The organism is Pirellulales bacterium, assembly GCA_036267355.1.
Classification (GTDB): domain Bacteria; phylum Planctomycetota; class Planctomycetia; order Pirellulales; family DATAWG01; genus DATAWG01.
Window position 1 is genome coordinate 80,552 of record DATAWG010000102.1, and the last position, 17,554, is coordinate 98,105.

Genomic DNA, 17,554 nt, shown 5'->3' on the forward strand with positions numbered 1-17,554 from the left:
AAAACGGAAGTACTTTTCGGCCGAGCTAAGGTTGCCCTGCACAAGCTGACGCTTCGTGCATTTCTAAGTTCGTTTTTGCTTTCAGCCGCCAGAGGTCCATGCTCATGTTCTGGATTTTGCCGACACTTGTTCTTGTCATTGCCACGGTCGTGGCGATTCCACTGGGATATTTTCAGGCATGGATATTCGATACCGATTTCCGTCCGCCGCGGCTTTTGGCATGGTTCGAGCGCCGCGTCGACACCGGTCCGCAGAAGTGGCAGAAGTATTTGATGGCGCTGCTGACTTTCAATGTATTCGCGTTTCTGATTGGTTTCGCGGTGTTGGCCTTGCAGCCATTTCATCCCCATTTTCTCAATCCCGATGGGAAGGGGATGCTCGCGCCGAGCACGATTTTCAACACGATGTGCTCGTTCTTGAGCAACACCAATTTGCAGCACTACTCCGGCGAAGCGCATTTGTCGTATGGCAGCCAGTTGTTCGCCATCGCCTGGAGCCAATTCATCAGCCCTGTGATCGGGCTGGCAGCGCTGGTGGCAATGATCCGCGGACTGCGCGGCGATCCCCATATGGGCAATTTCTATGTCGACATGTGGCGCGGCGTCGTCTATCTGTTCTTGCCGGTGGCGCTCGTTATCGCGGTGATGTTGATGGCCTGCGGCATGCCCATGACGATGAAAGGCAATGTCGACGTAGCGACGGTCGAGGCCGGCGCGATGGGCCATGCCGACGACGGAGCCGCCAAACCGCAAGCAATCGCTCGTGGACCGGTCGCGGCCGTGGTGGCGATCAAGCAAATCGGCACCAACGGCGGCGGATTTTTTGGAACCAACTCCGCCCATCCCTTCGAGAATCCGAACGGATGGAGCAACTTGATCGAATGCGTGTGCATCATCATGCTGCCAATCGCTTGCCTCGTGATGTTCGGCCGAATGCTGCGGAATATGCCGCACGCTCGTGTGATCTACGGCGTCATGTTCGTCCTCTCGGTCGCGACGGTCGTGTGGTGTATCCGCTGGGACACCGCACGGCCTAACCCCGGCCTTACCGGTCTGAAGAATTCCAAGAGCTACGACGTCGATGCGCCGATGGCCGACGGGGGCAAGATCGCCCTGAGCGTGCCGGCGCTGGCCGGTTTGCCGGTCGATCAATCGCTGGGGAATTTGGAAGGGAAGGAGCTCCGCTTCGGCACGGCCGCGGGAGCCACCTGGGTCGCGTTTACCACCAACACCTCCAACGGCTCGGCCAACTGCTCGCACGACAGCCTCAATCCGCTCGCCTGCATCACGCCGCTCACCGGAATGTGGCTCAACTGCATTTGGGGCGGCGTCGGCGTCGGCTTGATCAACTTGTTGGTCTACCTGATCATCGGCGTGTTTCTCGCCGGATTGATGGTCGGTCGAACGCCCGAGTATCTCGGCAAGAAAGTCGAGGCCCGCGAGATGAAGCTCGCCTCGCTCGCGCTGTTGATCCATCCGCTGATGATTTTGGCGCCGGCCGGTTTGTTCGTCGCCACCGACTGGGGACTGAAAACCGAGGGCAACCCTGGCTCCCACGGATTCTACGAGATTCTCTATGAATTCACGTCCGCCTCGGCCAACAACGGATCGGAATGCGGCGGCGTCGGAAACACATTCGGCTTCAACAATCCCGACGCAAATCCATCGCCGCCGGCCATCTACGCCGTGCCCCTGGATATCGCGACCGGCCTTGTAATGCTCATCAGCCGATTCATTCCGATCATCGCCCCGGTGGCCATTGCGGGCTATCTGGCGGTCAAGAAACCAACGCCGTTCACCGTGGGAACCTTGCGCACCGACACGCTGACTTTCGGCTTCGTGATATTGGGAACCATCCTGCTCGTGGGAGCCCTTTTGTTCCTCCCCGCGGCCGTGCTGGGGCCGGTGGCGGAGCATTTAGGACCAATGCCGTTTGGAAACTGAGGACTGTAGCAGGCACACTCCGTGTGCCGTCGGTGCGCCGCGGCGCGTTGCGCACAGAGCAGCGCCGACGGCACACGGCGTGTGCCTGCTACTTTGCTTGCGGCTCCGCCGCGCCGTGACGTTCCGGCAGCGGCGATGAAAAGGTGCGATCTAAGGAAAGCAAGTATGTCTACGATGATGATTCAAGAAAAACCATCGGCCGAAGGTGGTTCGCCGCAGGATGCCAAGCTTGCCCGCCGGCTGAGCCGCCGGCAAGGATTGTTCGCCCCGGAATTGCTCCGCAGGGCGTTGAAACAATCGTTCGTCATGCTCCGGCCCGACATCCAGTGGAAGAACCCGGTGATGTTCGTGGTCGAAGTCGGCACCGTGCTGAGCATTATTTTCACGATCGCGACCATCGCGGGCGCGGGGGGCTTGGCCCCGGTTCCGTATTTAATCCAGTTGGATGTTTGGTTGTTTCTGACGGTGCTGTTTGCCAACTTCGCTTCCGCATTGGCCGAGGCCCGCGGCAAGGCGCAGGCCGATGCCCTGCGCAAGACACGGCAGCAAACGCCGGCGTTTCGCCTGATGAAAACCGGCATGCTGGAAGAAACCGTTTCGACGGCGCTCCAAGCCGGCGATCAGGTCGTGGTCGAAGCGGGGCAATTCATTCCCGGCGACGGTGAGATCATCGAAGGCGTGGCGTCGGTCGACGAATCGGCCATCACGGGCGAATCGGCTCCCGTCATCCGCGAAGCCGGTGGCGATCGGTCCGGCGTGACCGGCGGCACGCGCGTGCTTTCCGACCGCATCGTCGTCGAGATCACGGCCACGGCCGGCAAATCGTTTCTCGATCGCATGATCGCGCTCGTCGAGGGAGCGATCCGCCAGCGAACGCCGAACGAAATTGCGCTGTCGCTGGTTCTCGCCGCCTTCACGCTTATCTTCCTGATCGTCACCGCTGCGCTCTGGCCGATGGCCCTCAACGCGGAAACGTATATGCAGGCATACGCCAACCGTCCGAATCCGCTGCATAGTCTTGGCACCGATATTCCCACGCTGGTGGCCTTGCTGGTTTGCTTGATTCCGACCACGATCGGCGCTCTGTTGGCCGCGATCGGCATCGCTGGAATGGACCGTGCGTTGCGGGCCAACATCCTCGCCAAGAGCGGCAAGGCCGTCGAGGTCGCCGGCGATGTTGACACGCTGTTGCTCGACAAGACCGGCACGATTACGATCGGCAATCGCAAAGCAACGCAATTCGTGCCAATGGACGGCTTCACCGCCGAGCAACTCGGGGAGCTCGCGGCACTGGCGTCGTTTGCCGATCAGACGCCCGAGGGCAAAAGCATCGTCGAATTGCACCGCCAGCTTGCGAAGAGTGCTGGCGGCGCCGGCGGCGCAACGGCTCGATTGGCCGAAGCGATTCCGGCGGACGCTCGGTTCGTGGCATTCACGGCTCAAACGCGCATGAGCGGCATCGATTTGCCCGGCATGCGATCGATCCGCAAGGGCGCGCCCGAGGCGGTGCTCGACCACGTCAAAACCCTGCAGGGGCATATCGCCCATCGCTGCAAGGAGCAGGTCGACACGGTCGCGTCCCAAGGCGCGACGCCGCTCTTGGTTTGCGAAGGAAATCGAATTGCCGGCATGGTCGTGCTGGAAGACATCTTGAAGCCCGACATCCGCGATCGCTTCGAACGGTTGCGCCGGATGGGCCTGCGCACGGTAATGGTCACCGGCGACAATCCACTCACCGCTTCGACGATCGCCCGGCAGGCAGGCGTCGACGATTTCATCGCTCAAGCCACGCCCGAGGCGAAGCTGGCCTACATTCGCAAGGAACAGGCGGCGGGCAAACTCGTCGCGATGATGGGCGACGGCACCAACGACGCCCCCGCGCTGGCCCAGGCCGACGTCGGCGTCGCCATGAATTCCGGCACGCAAGCCGCCAAGGAAGCGGGAAACATGGTCGATCTCGACAGCGATCCGACGAAGTTGATCGAAGTCGTCGAAATCGGCAAGCAACTTCTGATGACCCGCGGCGCCCTGACGACCTTCTCGATCGCCAACGACCTGGCCAAGTATTTCGCGATCGTGCCGGCCTTGTTCGCGGCCAACCTGCCGTGGCTCAAAAGCTTCGACATCATGAATCTGCACTCCGCGACGTCGGCGATCCTTTCGGCAGTCATCTTCAATGCCGTCATTATTCCACTATTGATCCCCATCGCGCTGAAGGGCGTGGCGTATCGGCCCGTCGGCGCCGACGCGCTGCTGCGGCGAAATCTGTTGATCTGGGGGCTGGGTGGCGTGATCGTGCCGTTCGTGGGCATCAAAATCATCGACGTCGTGCTGTTGCACCTGCACATGGTGCCTTGAACGGCATGGCGAGCGATTGTTGGCGTGGACGTTGGATGGTGCGCCATGGCAAGCGCAGTCTGCCAGTGTTGAGCCGCGAGTTGGTGCCGTTCTAATCTAAAACGCGAGACACGATATGATTCAAAATTTGCGTGCGAACTTGTGGTTGATCGTTTTGTCGCTATTGATGTGCTGTGTGCTGTATCCGCTGATGTTGCTCGCGGTCGGGCAGATCGCATTTTCCACTAGCGCCGAAGGAAGCCTGATCGTCGATCGCAACGGCCAGACGATCGGATCACGCTTGATCGCGCAGCCGTTCAGCGGCGACCAATATTTTCAGCCTCGCCCATCCGCCGCGTCGTACAACGCAGCCGCCTCGGGGGCGAGCAACTGGGGGGCGAGCAATCCGCAGCTACGCGACCGCGTGGCCCAATCGCTCGGCCCGATCGTGAAATACGCAGCCGGACCGAACAAAGACAAGCTGGTCGGGCCCGATATCGAAGCATGGTTCAAGAAAGACCGCTTTCAAGACAAGCCCGGAATCGTCGCCCAATGGGCCGATGCCCATAACACGACGGCTCAGAACTGGGTCGGAACCACGTTTGACCCAAAGAGCCCGACGCTGCAACAGCAATATGTGTTGGATTGGGAAAAGACGCGTCCAGCCGACATCGCTCGATTCAAGAAAGATAATCCCGACAAGACGGATCCCGCCCCTTCGGATCTTGCGATTGTGTTCTTCAAGTCGCTCTCGAAGGAGCATCCCGGCACATTCCCAAGCGCCCAAGACCACACCGTCAACGGCAAGACGGAAAAGCAGATCGCCTTGGTGTCCGAAGGAAGCGATGTGCAGTCGTGGATGTTCGACATGTGGCTCGAGGCGCATCCCGACGCCGAATTGCAGCAGGTTCCCGGCGACTTGGTGATGGCTTCCGGATCGGGCCTCGATCCCGACATCACGCTCGACGGCGCCGAATATCAACTCGACCGCGTCGGCGGCGAATGGACGAAACGCGCGAACCGCGATGTGCGCGGCGAAATCGAAGCGATGCTGCAAGACCACGCCACGGCTCCGCTCGGCGGCCTGGTGGGCGGGAAGCTGATCAACGTGCTGGAAATGAACCTAGCGCTTCGCGACCGCTACGAACCCGCCGGCCCGGCCGCAAAGTAGATCTCGCCGTTCGCAGCCACTAAGCCCAGCGAAGGCCCCGACCCGCCCTCCTTCGTTAATCGTCTTCCCTGCCTTTCCTGGGTCCGCGGTCGCACGTCTCGTCGTCGCCGCCTTGCTAACGCGCTTGAATGCCCCTTCGGGCTCGTGCCAAGATGACTGTTCGCCATAGCTTGTGAAATGTCTGCGAAATGGCGTGTCTTATCCAAACGCGTCTCGCCGGCCTCTTTTCTCACCACCGAGTCACCGAGAACACCGAGATCACAAAACCGAGTCGAAGGCTCGTGTGTTTTACCGTCTGCGTCAGGGCGTCTTGCTCCTGAAGTTCGGATGCTTTCTGCCGTTCTCGCTGTTCTCTGTGACTCTGCGGTTAGCCGTTCGCAATTCTGGCCATAAAATTGCAACAAATCAGCGATTGAGGATCGGCCGAAAAACAACTTCCGGTTTTCAAACCCCACCGCGTGCCCTCTCCCGCGAGGCGAGAGGGGCTGCGGAGCGCGGCCGGCGGGCACGATTCCAATGGCGCGGCGACGGCGATCAGCGCGGACTCGGATCCGCGCGATCACTGACAAATGTGCCGGCCGCGATGGGCGGCGCATGCGGAGCGCCGATCGGTTTGTCACCGCCGAGCTTGCGGATCACGGTGTAAAACACCGGGGTGAGAAACAATCCGAAGAATGTGACCCCGAGCATGCCGTAAAACACCACGGTGCCAAGGGCCTGCCGCATTTCCGCGCCGGCGCCAGTGGCCACGAGCAGCGGCACCGCGCCCAATATGAACGCGAAGCTCGTCATTAGGATTGGCCGCAGCCGCAAATGCGCCGCATTGAGCGCCGCGTCCATGGCGCGCATGTTCGGATGGTGTTCTTGCTGCTGTTTGGCAAATTCAACGATCAGCACTGCATTCTTGACGCTCATCCCCGCGAGCACTACGAATCCTATCTGCGTGAAGATGTTGTCATCCAGCCGGCTGAGATAAACACCCGCGATGCCGCACAACAAACACATCGGCACGATCAGAATGATCGAGGCCGAAAGTGCGAAGCTTTCGTACTCCGCCGAATGCGTCAGAAAGACAAACAACACGCATAGCGGAAAGATAAACAACGCTGTGTTGCCGGCCGTCTCTTCCTGATATGCCAGTTCCGTCCATTCGTAGGTGATCCCCGGCGGCAGGTCTTTCTTTGCCAAGCGAGCCATGATCTCGATGGCCTGCCCGCTGCTGATCCCCGGAGCGCCGGCGCCATTGATTTCCGCCGACGGGTAAAGGTTGTAGCGATTGATTCGATCGGCGTCGTTGATATCGCGCAGATTCATGACCGTGCGGAGCGGCACCATTGCGCCTGCCCCATTGCGCGTCTTGAGTTGACCGACGTCGGAAGCCACGGCGCGGAACGGAGCATCCGCGTGGGCGATCACTTTATAAGTTCGGCCGAGATAGTTGAAGTCGTTGATGTAAAAACTGCCCAGATCGACCTGCAGGGTTTGAAAAATGTCCGTGACCGAGACGTTCTCCTTCTTCGCCTTGATTCGATCGACGTCGGCGTACAATTGAGGGACGTTCGCGCGAAACGACGTGAAGAGCGACGTCAATCGCGGATCCTGGCTGGCGTCAGCCACGACCGCATCGGTAGCGGCTTCGAGTTGCTGCGGCGTCGCCCGGCCGGAGCGATCTTCCACTTGCATCTTAAACCCGCCGGCCTGCCCGATACCTTGAACCGGCGGGGGCAGCAGCACGATGCAAAACCCCTCTTGAATGTGGCTGTATTGCTCGGTGAGATACTCCGTAAGCGCCTTTGCCGACTGTTCGGGATCCCCGCTTCGTTCGCGAAAGCTCTTCAGCGGCAGAAACATCGCGGCCGTGTTCGTCTGATTCGTGCCCGTCAGGAGGTTCAGTCCCGTAATCGCAAATGTTCCCTCGATCCCGCGCCGCTTGAGCGCGATTGCCGACATCCGGTTCAGCACGGCGTCAGTCCGATCGATCGCCGCCGCGTCGGGCAATGCCAAGGCGACGATCAGATATCCCTGGTCCTGTTGAGGAATGAAGCCCGTCGGCACCGATTTGAAGCCCAAATACGTCAGAAACAGCAGACCGGCATACACGGCCAAAACCAGCACCGAGAGCCGAATCGCCTGCCGCAGCAGGATCACATAGCCGGCGTTCAATTTCTCCAACCCCCGGTCGAACAACCGGAAAAACCAGCCGACGGTCATGTCGATCAACCGCGTCAGGTGATCCTTCTTGGCCTTGTGCGGTTTGAGGATCAGCGCCGCGAGAGCGGGGCTCAGCGTCAACGAGTTGAAGGCGGATAAGAGCGTCGAGAACGAGATCGTCAAAGCGAATTGGCGATAAAACTGGCCCGTAATCCCGCTGATAAACGCGACAGGCACGAAGACGGCCGTCAACCCGCAGGCGATGGCGATGACGGCCGGCGTCACTTCCTCGAGCGCCCGAAAGGATGCCTCGCGCGGCGACAGGCCGTCTTCGATCCAGCGATCGACGTTTTCGACCACCACGATGGCATCGTCGACGACGATGCCGATCGCCAGCACCAATCCGAACATCGACAAATTGTTGAGCGAAAAACCGAAGATCGCCATCACGGCAAAGGTCCCGATCAGCGACACGGGAATGGCCAGCAGGGGCACCAGCGCCGCGCGCCAATTCTGCAGGAACACCAAGACGACGAGCGCCACCAAGGCAATCGCCTCGAACAGCGTTGTCACGACGTCATGAATGCTGTCTCGGACAAACGTCGTCGTGTCGTAGGGAATTGCGTAGGCAATTCCCGAGGGAAAATCGGCCCGCAGTTCATTCAACCGCTTGTAGATTGCGTTTGCCGTAGCGATGGCATTGGAGCCAGGAAGCTGGAAAACGCCGATCCCCACGGCCGGCAAACCGTTGTAGTGCGTGTTGGTCGTGTAATCGGCGGCCCCCAACTCGACTCGCGCTACGTCCCGCAGTCTGGTCACGCTCCCGTCGGCGCCGGTCTTGACGACGATTTCGCCGAATTCCTTCGGCTCGATCAGCCGCCCCTGGGCGCTGACGGTGTACTGGAAAGAGGTTCTCCCGGGGGGCAACGGCGCCGCCCCCACGATGCCCGCGGCAACCTGAACGTTCTGCTCTTGCACCGCGGAGATGACGTCTCCGGCCGTCAAATTTCGCGACGCCATGTTCTCCGGATTCAACCAAAGACGCATCGAATAATCGCGCGCTCCGAAGATCGTCAAGTCGCCGACGCCCTGCACCCGGGCCAACTCGTCCTTGATCTGCAAGGTGACATAATTACTCACATACAGCGGATCGCGACTTCCGTCGGGCGAATAGACCGCGATGCCCAACGTGATGTTGGGCGAAGCCTTTTTCACCACGATCCCCGCGCGCTGCACGTCGGGCGGCAACACCGGCGTCGCGATCGCTACCCGGTTTTGAACTTGCACCTGGGCGATGTCCAGATCGGTGCCCAACTTGAACGTAAGGGTCAACGCCATGTTGCCGTCGTTCGTGCTTTGGCTCGACATGTAGAGCATGCCTTCGACGCCGTTGACCTGCTCCTCGATCGGCGTCGCCACGGTCGCCGCGACTGTTTTTGCGTTGGCGCCGGGATAACTCGCGCTGACGGTGACCGTGGGAGGCGCGATGTCGGGAAACTGCGAGATGGGCAACGAGAACGCGGCGACCGCGCCCACGATCACCGTGACGATCGAAAGCACGGCGGCGAACACCGGCCGATCGATGAAGAAATGCGCGAATCGCACTTATCGATCCCCGGCTTTGGGCTTGACGGAGCGCGGCTGAGCCGCGAATTCGCTTCCGTCGCGCTTGCCGCTCGGCGATTCAGCCGGCGGCACGGCGACACTGTCTCCCGGATCGGAAAACGAGCCGGGATTCACCTTGATCGGAACCTCGTTGGGCACGACGACCGCGCCCGGACGTGCCCGCATCTGTCCGTTGACGACGACCCGATCGCCCGGCTCGATGCCCGAGGCAACGGCGCGCAAATCGCCGAACAAAGCGCCCAGCGTCACCGGTCGAACCGACACCTTGTTGTCCTTCCCGACGACCAGCAAATTGTGCTGGTTCTGGTCGTTGCCGATCGCGGCGTCGGGCACCAGTTGGGCATGATAGCGCCCGCTCCCCGGCACGCTAAGCCGGGCAAACAGGCCCGGAATCAGCTCGCCGGAAGCGTTCTTCAGCACGGCCCGCATCCGCAAGGTCCCCGTCGTGGGATCGACGTGATTGTCGAGAAAGTCGATGACGCCTTGAGTGGGAGGATCGCTCCCGATTTGAACGTTGCATGGCAATGCACCTTCGCGCGCGCTGAGCAGCTTTCGCTCCTGCGCGAGCCGCTGATACTTCAACACCGATTGCTCGTCGACATCGACATAGCAGTAGATCGGCGAGACGGATTGGACGGTGGTGAGCAATGTCGCCTGTCCGGCGCCGCCGTTGACAAGATTGCCGACCGTCACCATTTTGTAGCTGATCCGGCCATCGATCGGCGACAACACGCGGCACCACTCCAGATCGAGCCGCGCCGATTCGAGCGCTGCCTTCGCCGACTCGAGCGCCGCCTCGGCCTGCTCGACGACTGCCAAGGCATTATCCACATCTTGCTGCGAAACGGCGCCGGAGTTTTCGCGCTGCAAGGCCGACAGCCGCCGCGAGGTCACCCGCGCGATGGCCAAGGCGGCCTCCGATTTCTTCCGCTCGGCTTCCTTTAGATCGAGATCCGCCTTGAACGGCCGATCATCGATGACAGCCAGCAAATCGCCTTGCTTGACAATCGCTCCTTCGCCAAACGGCATCTTGACGATCAGCCCGCTCACCCGCGCCATGATGTTTGCCACCTCGGGCGCCTGCAAGTGCCCCGTGTAAACGTCCCACTCCACGACATCCTTTTGAATCGGCCGTGCAACGGTCACTTCGGGCGGAGGCGGCGGAGTCATCGGCGGCTCCGATCTTCCGCAGCCCACCAAACCCACGATCAACAACAGCAAAAAGCCCGTCCCCTGGCCGTACGATCGCCTGGCCGCCGTTGTGTTCAATGCAAGTGGCGTCATGGCGCGATATTCTTACGGATTTCGGCGGAGGCCACGATGACCAATTCGAGCGGCTTCGCGAACGCCACAGGTGGCCCAGCCGGCTGAGACCCCATGCCGAGGAACTCGCTCCGGGCAGCCGGCCTTTTGGCGCGGCCCGGGCAACACCTCAATTGTTCAATAAAACTGAACATCGGCATGTTAGTATCACTGGACGACCGAGTCAATCCATCGTATAGTTTTTTCATGCGTCCGCTCTATCATCCTTCACTCGACGAGATCACTGTTCAGGGCATCTTGTATGCCCTGTCCGATCCGGCGCGCGTGCGAATCCTCGTCGAGTTGATCGATGCCGACTGCGCCAAGAACTGTTCGGCGTTCTTGCACATTGACAAGCGGCCGTTGCCCAAGTCGACCGTGTCTCAGCACTTCAGAATCCTGCGCGAGTCAGGGCTGATCCGCAGTCTCCGCAAAGGCACTGAGCTCCAGAATCAAACGCGATGTGCCGAGCTCAAAAGGCGGTTCGGTCCTATGATCGCCGCAATTCTAGAGGCGTTTCACGACGAAGCGCGGCGGCACAAATGACGCGGCCGACGTACCGAAAGAAGGGTGCTGCGAAAAGCCTTAAGGGCCAAATCAGTGCTCTCTTGGCAGCGAGGCCGCGCAGCGGATCGAACAATTTACCCACCGACTCCGACTTGTCTCAAGTCAGACTCGTGATGCGCAGGACCCCCGGCGCAGCTTGCGATTGGTCATGCACAAGAAAATAGCGGATTCGCCAGCGGAACCTCATGACGAGCGCGGCACGTTGCCGGCGACTAGCGACCGGCAGCCGAATTCAAGCCGACGTCGATTCGAACGCTATCGCCAGAAGTTCAAGCGGCAGGAATTGCCCCAGGGCGGGATTCATTCCTCCGGGGATTCTCGGAGTCCACAGGACCGCGTTCGTTCCGCAGCCCAACTCGTTTGGCATTTTTTGCGGCTGCTGATCCCCTATCGATTTGAAACGTTCTGGATTCTCGCATCGGCGACGACCGCGACTTTGATCGGTCTGCTGCCGCCGGCGGGAACGAAGTTTATCATCGACTACGGTTTGGGCCATGAACGGCCGCCGGAGCGTTGGCTGCGGCTATTTCCGGCGCTCGCTGATCCCAGGCGCCTTCTATTACTGACGGTGCTTGCCGTTTCGATCGTCTCGCTTTTGAAGATCCTGATCCAGATTTGCGGACGTTGGTACGCGACGAAAATCTCCAAGCAAATCCAGTTGGACGTTCGCCGCCGAGTATTCGAGCATGCCGTGCGATTGCCGCTCCACCGCGTGCACGAGATTCGTTCCGGAGGTGTGGCGTCGATTCTGCGGGAAGATGGCGGTAGCGTCGGCGAGTTGATGTTCGGCATGCTGTTCAATCCATGGAGCGCCATCATTCAGTTGATCGGCAGCCTTGCAATTCTGGCCTGGGTCGACTGGTCGCTGCTTCTCGGGGCGCTGGTGCTTCTGCCAACCGTGTTCGTGACCCATCGCGCTTGGATCAACAACATTCGGCCCCAATTTCGCGTGATTCGCAAACAGCGGGAGCAAATTGACGCGGGCGCCACGGAATCGTTCGCCGGAATGAGGATCGTCCGCGCATTCAGCCGACAGAAGCGCGAGGCGGCTCGGTTTACAACGGAGAACAACTTGATGGCCCGCCAGGAGCTATACGCCTGGTGGTGGATGCGTGGTGTCGAAACGGCTTGGGAAGTTCTGATTCCCGTTGCCAGCGCCGGACTGCTCTTCTTCGGCGGACTGCGCGTGCTCGCCGGTCACATGACCGTGGGCGATCTGATGATGTTTCTGGTTTATCTGCTGATGCTCCTGGAGCCGCTTGCCACGCTTGCACAAAGCGCTACGCAATTTCAAAACAGCCTCAGCGGTCTCGATCGGGTGCTCGACCTGTTGGGCGAATCGCGCGAGATGCCGTCCACTCCAGACTCCTTGAAAGCGGACCGCCATGCGATCCTCGGGGATATTGCAATGGTGCATGTGTCCTTCACCTATCCCGGCGCCGACCAACCCGCGCTCAGCGACGTCTGCCTCTCGGTTGCCGCCGGGCAAACGGTTGCCTTGGTTGGACCCAGCGGCGCGGGCAAAACAACGCTCAGTAATCTGGTGGCCCGCTTTTATGATCCGACTTCCGGTCGTGTGGCCCTCGACGGACGTGACCTGCGCGACTACGACGTGGAATCGTTTCGCACGCTGCTGGGAATTGTCGAGCAGGATGTGTTTCTGTTCGACGGGACGATCGCTCAAAACATCGGCTATGCCAGACGCGACGCGACTCCCGGCGAAATCCGTGCGGCGGCCGCTGCCGCCAACGCCACCGAGTTCATCGATCGCATGACCGACGGAATGCAAACGGTCATCGGCGAGCGGGGCGTGCGGCTCAGCGGCGGCCAACGACAGCGGCTGGCCATCGCCCGCGCAATCCTCGCGGATCCTAAATTGTTGATTCTCGACGAAGCCACCAGCAACCTTGACACCGACAGCGAACGACTGATCCAGCAAAGCCTCGCGAATCTCATGCGCGGCCGGACCAGTTTCGTAATCGCACATCGCTTGAGCACGATCGCCCGCGCCGATTTGATTGTCGTCGTGGAACACGGCCGAATCAGCCAAACCGGAACGCATTCGGAACTGATGTCCAGAGGGGGAAAATATCGCGCCATGGTGGAGCAGCAAATCGACATGACATTGGGGAATATCAACCCCGCGCCGGCGAATGGCACTGACTTCGCCCGAGCCTAGCCAACGAAAATCGTTGCGGCATCATCGCAGCGCGCAACAAAGGGGACGCAGCCGAATGCCACCAAGTTAGGCGCAACCTGTTTGAGCGAAGCGGCGCCACGCGCAGCGTCTCTTCCACGACCCGTGCGAACGCTCGGTAATCCCTGTCGGGGTGGAACAGGTGCATCCGCCCGACGCCGCGGTTCAGCACGTGAAACAACCCTCCCGCCGCGGCACGACTCGTGCGATTCGAGGATGGCCAACATCTTGCCCGAACAACCCATCCTTGCCAATATATGCGCCTGTCCCCTTTATTGGCCCCCCTTTATTGGCCCGCCCATGACAGTGCTTTATTGGCCCGCCTGATTCCGTTCCTCGTGAAAGAAGGTCGGCAGCGGTTAGAGGCGAGGGCTGTTGCTGTGCAGAGGCGGGGTGCAAGGCCTGACTCGCCCATTCAAGAACTGGATTTGCCGGCGCACGACGGCATCCTCCGCCCAGTATGGAACCGGGCGCCCTGAAAGCAGTGCATTATCTTGAGATGTCTGCATTTATCGGGCGATCTAAGACAGGATGCAAAGCATCTGGTAAACTAGGCTGGGAGCGAGCGTCCTGTGTTTGTCAACCCATACCTAGTGGCCTGGAATCGGCGGCAAGGCAAGAATGGCGAATCAACTGACCCGAGCCGTCGAGGACTATCTTAAGGCAATTCATCGCCTGGGCGGGGTCGATAAGATGATCTCGCCCGTGGACCTTTCTGCACGGTTGCAAGTCCGGGCCGCTTCCGTGACCGGAATGCTCAGGCGGTTGTCCGAAGGGGGATGGGTCGCCTACACGGTCGGGCAAGGCGCGCGTTTGACGGCCAAGGGTACGGCTGAAGCGCGGCGAGTGATCCGTCGACACCGTCTGATGGAATTGTTTCTCACGCGCGTTTTGGGGTTGGATTGGAGCGAGGTTGACGCGGAAGCCGAGGCATTGGAGCATGCAATGTCCGCCCGTCTGGAGCAGGCGATTGCGGAATTCCTAGGGGAACCGCTTGAGGATCCGCATGGTCATCCGATCCCAACTCGCGAAGGAAAGCTTACCCACCGAGATCTTCGTCCGTTGCATTCTTTCGAGCCCGGCGATCGCGTGGTGATTCGCGAAGTGCAGGACGATCGCCCCGACCGATTGCGGCGCTGGTCCGATCTCGGACTTCGCCCCGGCGCCCTCGTCACTTTGGTCAGCCGCCAACCTCTCGACGGCACTTTCCACGTTCTGGTCGGAGGTCAGGTTGCCGTTTTGGGCGCTGAAGGGCTTGCCGGTCTTCTCGTCGAGCCGGTCGCGCCTGCCCGGGCCTGCCGGCCCGCCGCAAAAAAGGCGCGGCGAAAAGGCGAAGCCGGTTAAGAAGCGGACCAAACATATTGCTCTTCCCGCTCGCGTAACCCGCCGCTTTCGCGCGCATTGATCGCAAATCTCCCGGTCACGCTCTGGCCCGAAAATTTTCTGGCTCTCGCTTGACATCCGTGCCGCCGTTTCATAGCCTTACCTTTGTGCGTTGTTAGTCAAACCTAAATAATGTTTTTAGTGGCGATGGTAGTAATGCTTAAGCACTCCCTATTTAGCCGGTGGAGAAGCCGTCGGCCCGGCTTCACCTTGGTGGAACTGCTGGTCGTAATTTCCATCATCGGAATCTTACTCGGCTTGCTTCTGCCCGCCGTCCAAGCGGCTCGCGAAGCCGCCCGTCTGACCCAGTGCCAGAACAATCTCAAACAGATCGGTTTGGGATTGCTTAACTTCGAGAGCGGCAAGCGAGTTTTTCCGCCGAGCTACGTCAGTCAGCCCGAAAACCCAGCCATGAGTCCCATCGATCCAGACTTCAACGATGCCGGCCCCGGCTGGAGTTGGATGACGCTTTTGCTTCCTTATCTCGAAGAGACCGGCGTCTATCAATCGCTCAACCGGAATCTTACGTGCTGGGATCCGGCGAATGCGGCAATCGTTCAAACACCGCTAACGCTCTTTCGCTGCCCTTCGGATAGCCTTGGCCAAAACCCCAACCAAGATGCGACGGTCATGGTAACCGATACCAACCAGGAGCCGATGGGAGTCGTCTTTGGTCGGTCGAACTATGTCTCAAGCGTCGGCAGCAGCACGCTGTGGTGTAGTTGGCCAGTGACGATTCAGCCGAATGGGGCCATGTTTCGCAATAGCGCGACCCGAACCGTCGATGTGACCGATGGCCTGACCCAAACCGTATTCGTTGGCGAGCGATCCGCGAACATTGCCGATTCAGTTTGGCCGGGCATCGTGCCCCTATCCGGCCATTTCGCATATCCGCCGTTCGCCAGTGTCGGTAGCGGCGGCTTCAACACGAACTACGACGGCCCCGGTGCTTACGTTGGCGCCCACGGCGGCCCTTGCCCCTACGAAGATCCGGTCGTCATTCATCCGCCGAACAGTCCCTACGGTCATAGCGACCAGATGGAGTCCATGCATCCCGGCGGCGCAAATATCTTGATGGGCGACGGTTCAGTTCACTTCTATGCCGACTCCCACATGCTGTCCACCTGGGTTGGTCTAATCAGCCGCAACGGCGGAGAACCCATCAATGAACAGTATTGATCGCTTGCGAAAGATCGGTGCGCGGCGGTGGCTGTTGGTGGGCGCGATTCTGGCGCTGGCCGCACGCATTGGCTTGCTCGCTTACGACTTGCCGCTCAAACGGCCTGGCGCCGCAAAATCGGAGAAAACGGTGCGGGCAAACAAAAGCCCGGAGCATGGCGGAACGGTCCATTTCGACCTATTAGCGAAGCTTCTGGCCGACGACCGCCGAAGCGCTCCGAAAGGAGAGTGGCGGCGCGAGCTTTTGGCTCCGAATCCTCCGTTTCGGGTCGCAACGCAAAGCTGCCCGCTCGTCGGTCGTGCCGCGCCAGATTTCACGCTTTCCGATCATCGCGGCAAGCCGTGGAACTTGAAGAGCCAGTTGAAAAGGGGCCCCGTTGTTCTGGTGTTCTACCTCGGCTTCTACTGCAACTACTGCGTACACGATCTGTTTGAATTGAATGCGGATCTCGATCGCTTTCACGAATTGGGCGCTGAAGTGATCGCCATCAGTGGCGATGGCCCGGGGGTCACGCGACAGCGTTTCGAGCAGTTCGGGGCATTCGGTTTTCCGGTGTTGTCCGATCCCGGCCATGCTGTGGCGCGGTCGTACGGCATGTTTCGGCCCGAGGGCCCGTCCCAATCGGAGTTGCTGCTGCACGGGACATTCGTGATCGGGCGCGACGGCCAGGTTTCTTGGGTCGGCTTTGGAGATCTGCCGTTCCGCAACGACATGGCCCTACTCTTTGAGGTTGCCCGCTTAGGCCGCGCGTCGGAGACCAACGAACCGCGAGCGGATTCGACCGCACGGTCAATCTCCGCGGAGTCGCAAGTTCCATGAAATTCGCATCCGGTTCTGCGTTGCCGACCGCCTCGGCGAATTCTTGGCAGGATTGGATTTTGCGTACGAAGACGTTTCCAATCGTCTCGACAAAACCAACTTGGAGCCGTCGCAGATCCTGATTCACGAAACCAGGATCGATGCGGTCGCGCGGCCGGAGTCCAACCTTGGTGAAAACGACTGGAATCGAAGATCCAATGAAATCTCCAAATCGCTGGAAATTCCTGCTATCCGCCGTGCTGTTCGCCGCGGGCTGCGGCGGCCCGACCGAGGTGGATCGCGACAACCGCCGCGCGGTGGACCAGCTTCTTACCGCGATCACTTTGAGGAGCCCCAGCTTGCTCGATGCGGCGGCTAAGCGCGTCGCCACGCGCCACTCGGCCGGCCAATTGACCGACGAGGAATCCCAGTCTCTGGAAGCCATCATCCAAAAGGCCCATGCGGGCAACTGGGGAGCCGCGGAAACCGACGGTTATGAATTTCGGAAACAAAATCCATTCGTGCGAGAGGGGCGCTGATAGCGGAATTGATTAAGGCGGAACACGCAATTGCGGCCGACTGCAACCCGGGCGGAATATTGACTAGCTAATCTGCCGGGACAGGATAAAGGGGACAGGACAGGATAAAGGGGACAGACAGGATAAAGGGACAGGATAAAGGGGACAGGCGCATATAATGGGTAAGATTTGGCGGAACCCAAAACGCGACCCAATATTGGTAAGATGGGAAGGTTTTGCACTAGCCTTCCGCGATGCCACGAACCGCACGAATCGCGGCCGGAGGAATTGTTCTTCATGGGTCGCATCGCGGGCGACGCGCGCATGCAACTGTCCGACCAGCCGGCCGACTAGCAGGCCTTCGAACGTGTCTTGCAGTGC

Annotated in this window: 11 protein-coding genes; 9 read left to right on the plus strand and 2 right to left on the minus strand. The window is 60.1% G+C overall.

Annotated features, from left to right (window positions below):
- Positions 1 to 104: 104 nt before the first annotated feature.
- The 3 genes from kdpA (at position 105) to VHX65_16315 (ending at position 5,451) form a co-directional block, all read left to right on the plus strand.
- Positions 105 to 1,943 carry a potassium-transporting ATPase subunit KdpA gene (gene kdpA / locus VHX65_16305; protein HEX4000117.1) on the plus strand — a complete coding sequence of 613 codons (1,839 nt, stop codon included), beginning with the start codon at positions 105 to 107 and terminating at the stop codon, positions 1,941 to 1,943.
- 165 nt (positions 1,944 to 2,108) lie between these two features.
- Complete coding sequence (kdpB, locus tag VHX65_16310) at positions 2,109 to 4,301, plus strand: potassium-transporting ATPase subunit KdpB (GenBank protein HEX4000118.1); 2,193 nt, start codon at positions 2,109 to 2,111, stop codon at positions 4,299 to 4,301.
- A gap of 115 nt (positions 4,302 to 4,416) precedes the next feature.
- Positions 4,417 to 5,451, plus strand: a complete 1,035-nt coding sequence (locus VHX65_16315) for a potassium-transporting ATPase subunit C (protein HEX4000119.1) — start codon at positions 4,417 to 4,419, stop codon at positions 5,449 to 5,451.
- Between the two features lie 534 nt (positions 5,452 to 5,985).
- Here VHX65_16315 and VHX65_16320 read toward each other — a convergent pair.
- Both VHX65_16320 and VHX65_16325 read right to left on the minus strand, forming a co-directional pair.
- A complete protein-coding gene (locus VHX65_16320) occupies positions 5,986 to 9,207 on the minus strand; it encodes a multidrug efflux RND transporter permease subunit (GenBank protein ID HEX4000120.1) in 3,222 nt (1,073 codons plus the stop codon).
- Positions 9,208 to 10,512: an efflux RND transporter periplasmic adaptor subunit gene (locus tag VHX65_16325; protein HEX4000121.1), complete on the minus strand. Its 1,305-nt coding sequence runs from the start codon at positions 10,510 to 10,512 to the stop codon at positions 9,208 to 9,210.
- 177 nt (positions 10,513 to 10,689) lie between these two features.
- Here VHX65_16325 and VHX65_16330 point away from each other — a divergent pair, with 177 nt between their 5' ends.
- From VHX65_16330 to VHX65_16355, 6 genes are all read left to right on the plus strand, one after another.
- Positions 10,690 to 11,076: an ArsR family transcriptional regulator gene (locus VHX65_16330; GenBank protein HEX4000122.1), complete on the plus strand. Its 387-nt coding sequence runs from the start codon at positions 10,690 to 10,692 to the stop codon at positions 11,074 to 11,076.
- A 391-nt stretch (positions 11,077 to 11,467) separates the two neighbouring features.
- Entirely contained in the window at positions 11,468 to 13,276 is a 1,809-nt protein-coding gene (locus VHX65_16335; protein ID HEX4000123.1) for an ABC transporter ATP-binding protein, read from the plus strand.
- Positions 13,277 to 13,915: 639 nt separating this feature from the next.
- A complete protein-coding gene (locus tag VHX65_16340) occupies positions 13,916 to 14,638 on the plus strand; it encodes a metal-dependent transcriptional regulator (GenBank protein HEX4000124.1) in 723 nt (240 codons plus the stop codon).
- A gap of 195 nt (positions 14,639 to 14,833) precedes the next feature.
- Positions 14,834 to 15,856: a DUF1559 domain-containing protein gene (locus VHX65_16345; GenBank protein ID HEX4000125.1), complete on the plus strand. Its 1,023-nt coding sequence runs from the start codon at positions 14,834 to 14,836 to the stop codon at positions 15,854 to 15,856.
- Complete coding sequence (locus VHX65_16350) at positions 15,843 to 16,676, plus strand: peroxiredoxin family protein (GenBank protein HEX4000126.1); 834 nt, start codon at positions 15,843 to 15,845, stop codon at positions 16,674 to 16,676. Before VHX65_16345 ends, VHX65_16350 begins: the two co-directional genes overlap by 14 nt.
- Positions 16,677 to 16,873: 197 nt before the next feature.
- A complete protein-coding gene (locus tag VHX65_16355) occupies positions 16,874 to 17,194 on the plus strand; it encodes a hypothetical protein (protein HEX4000127.1) in 321 nt (106 codons plus the stop codon).
- The last annotated feature ends 360 nt before the right edge of the window (positions 17,195 to 17,554 follow it).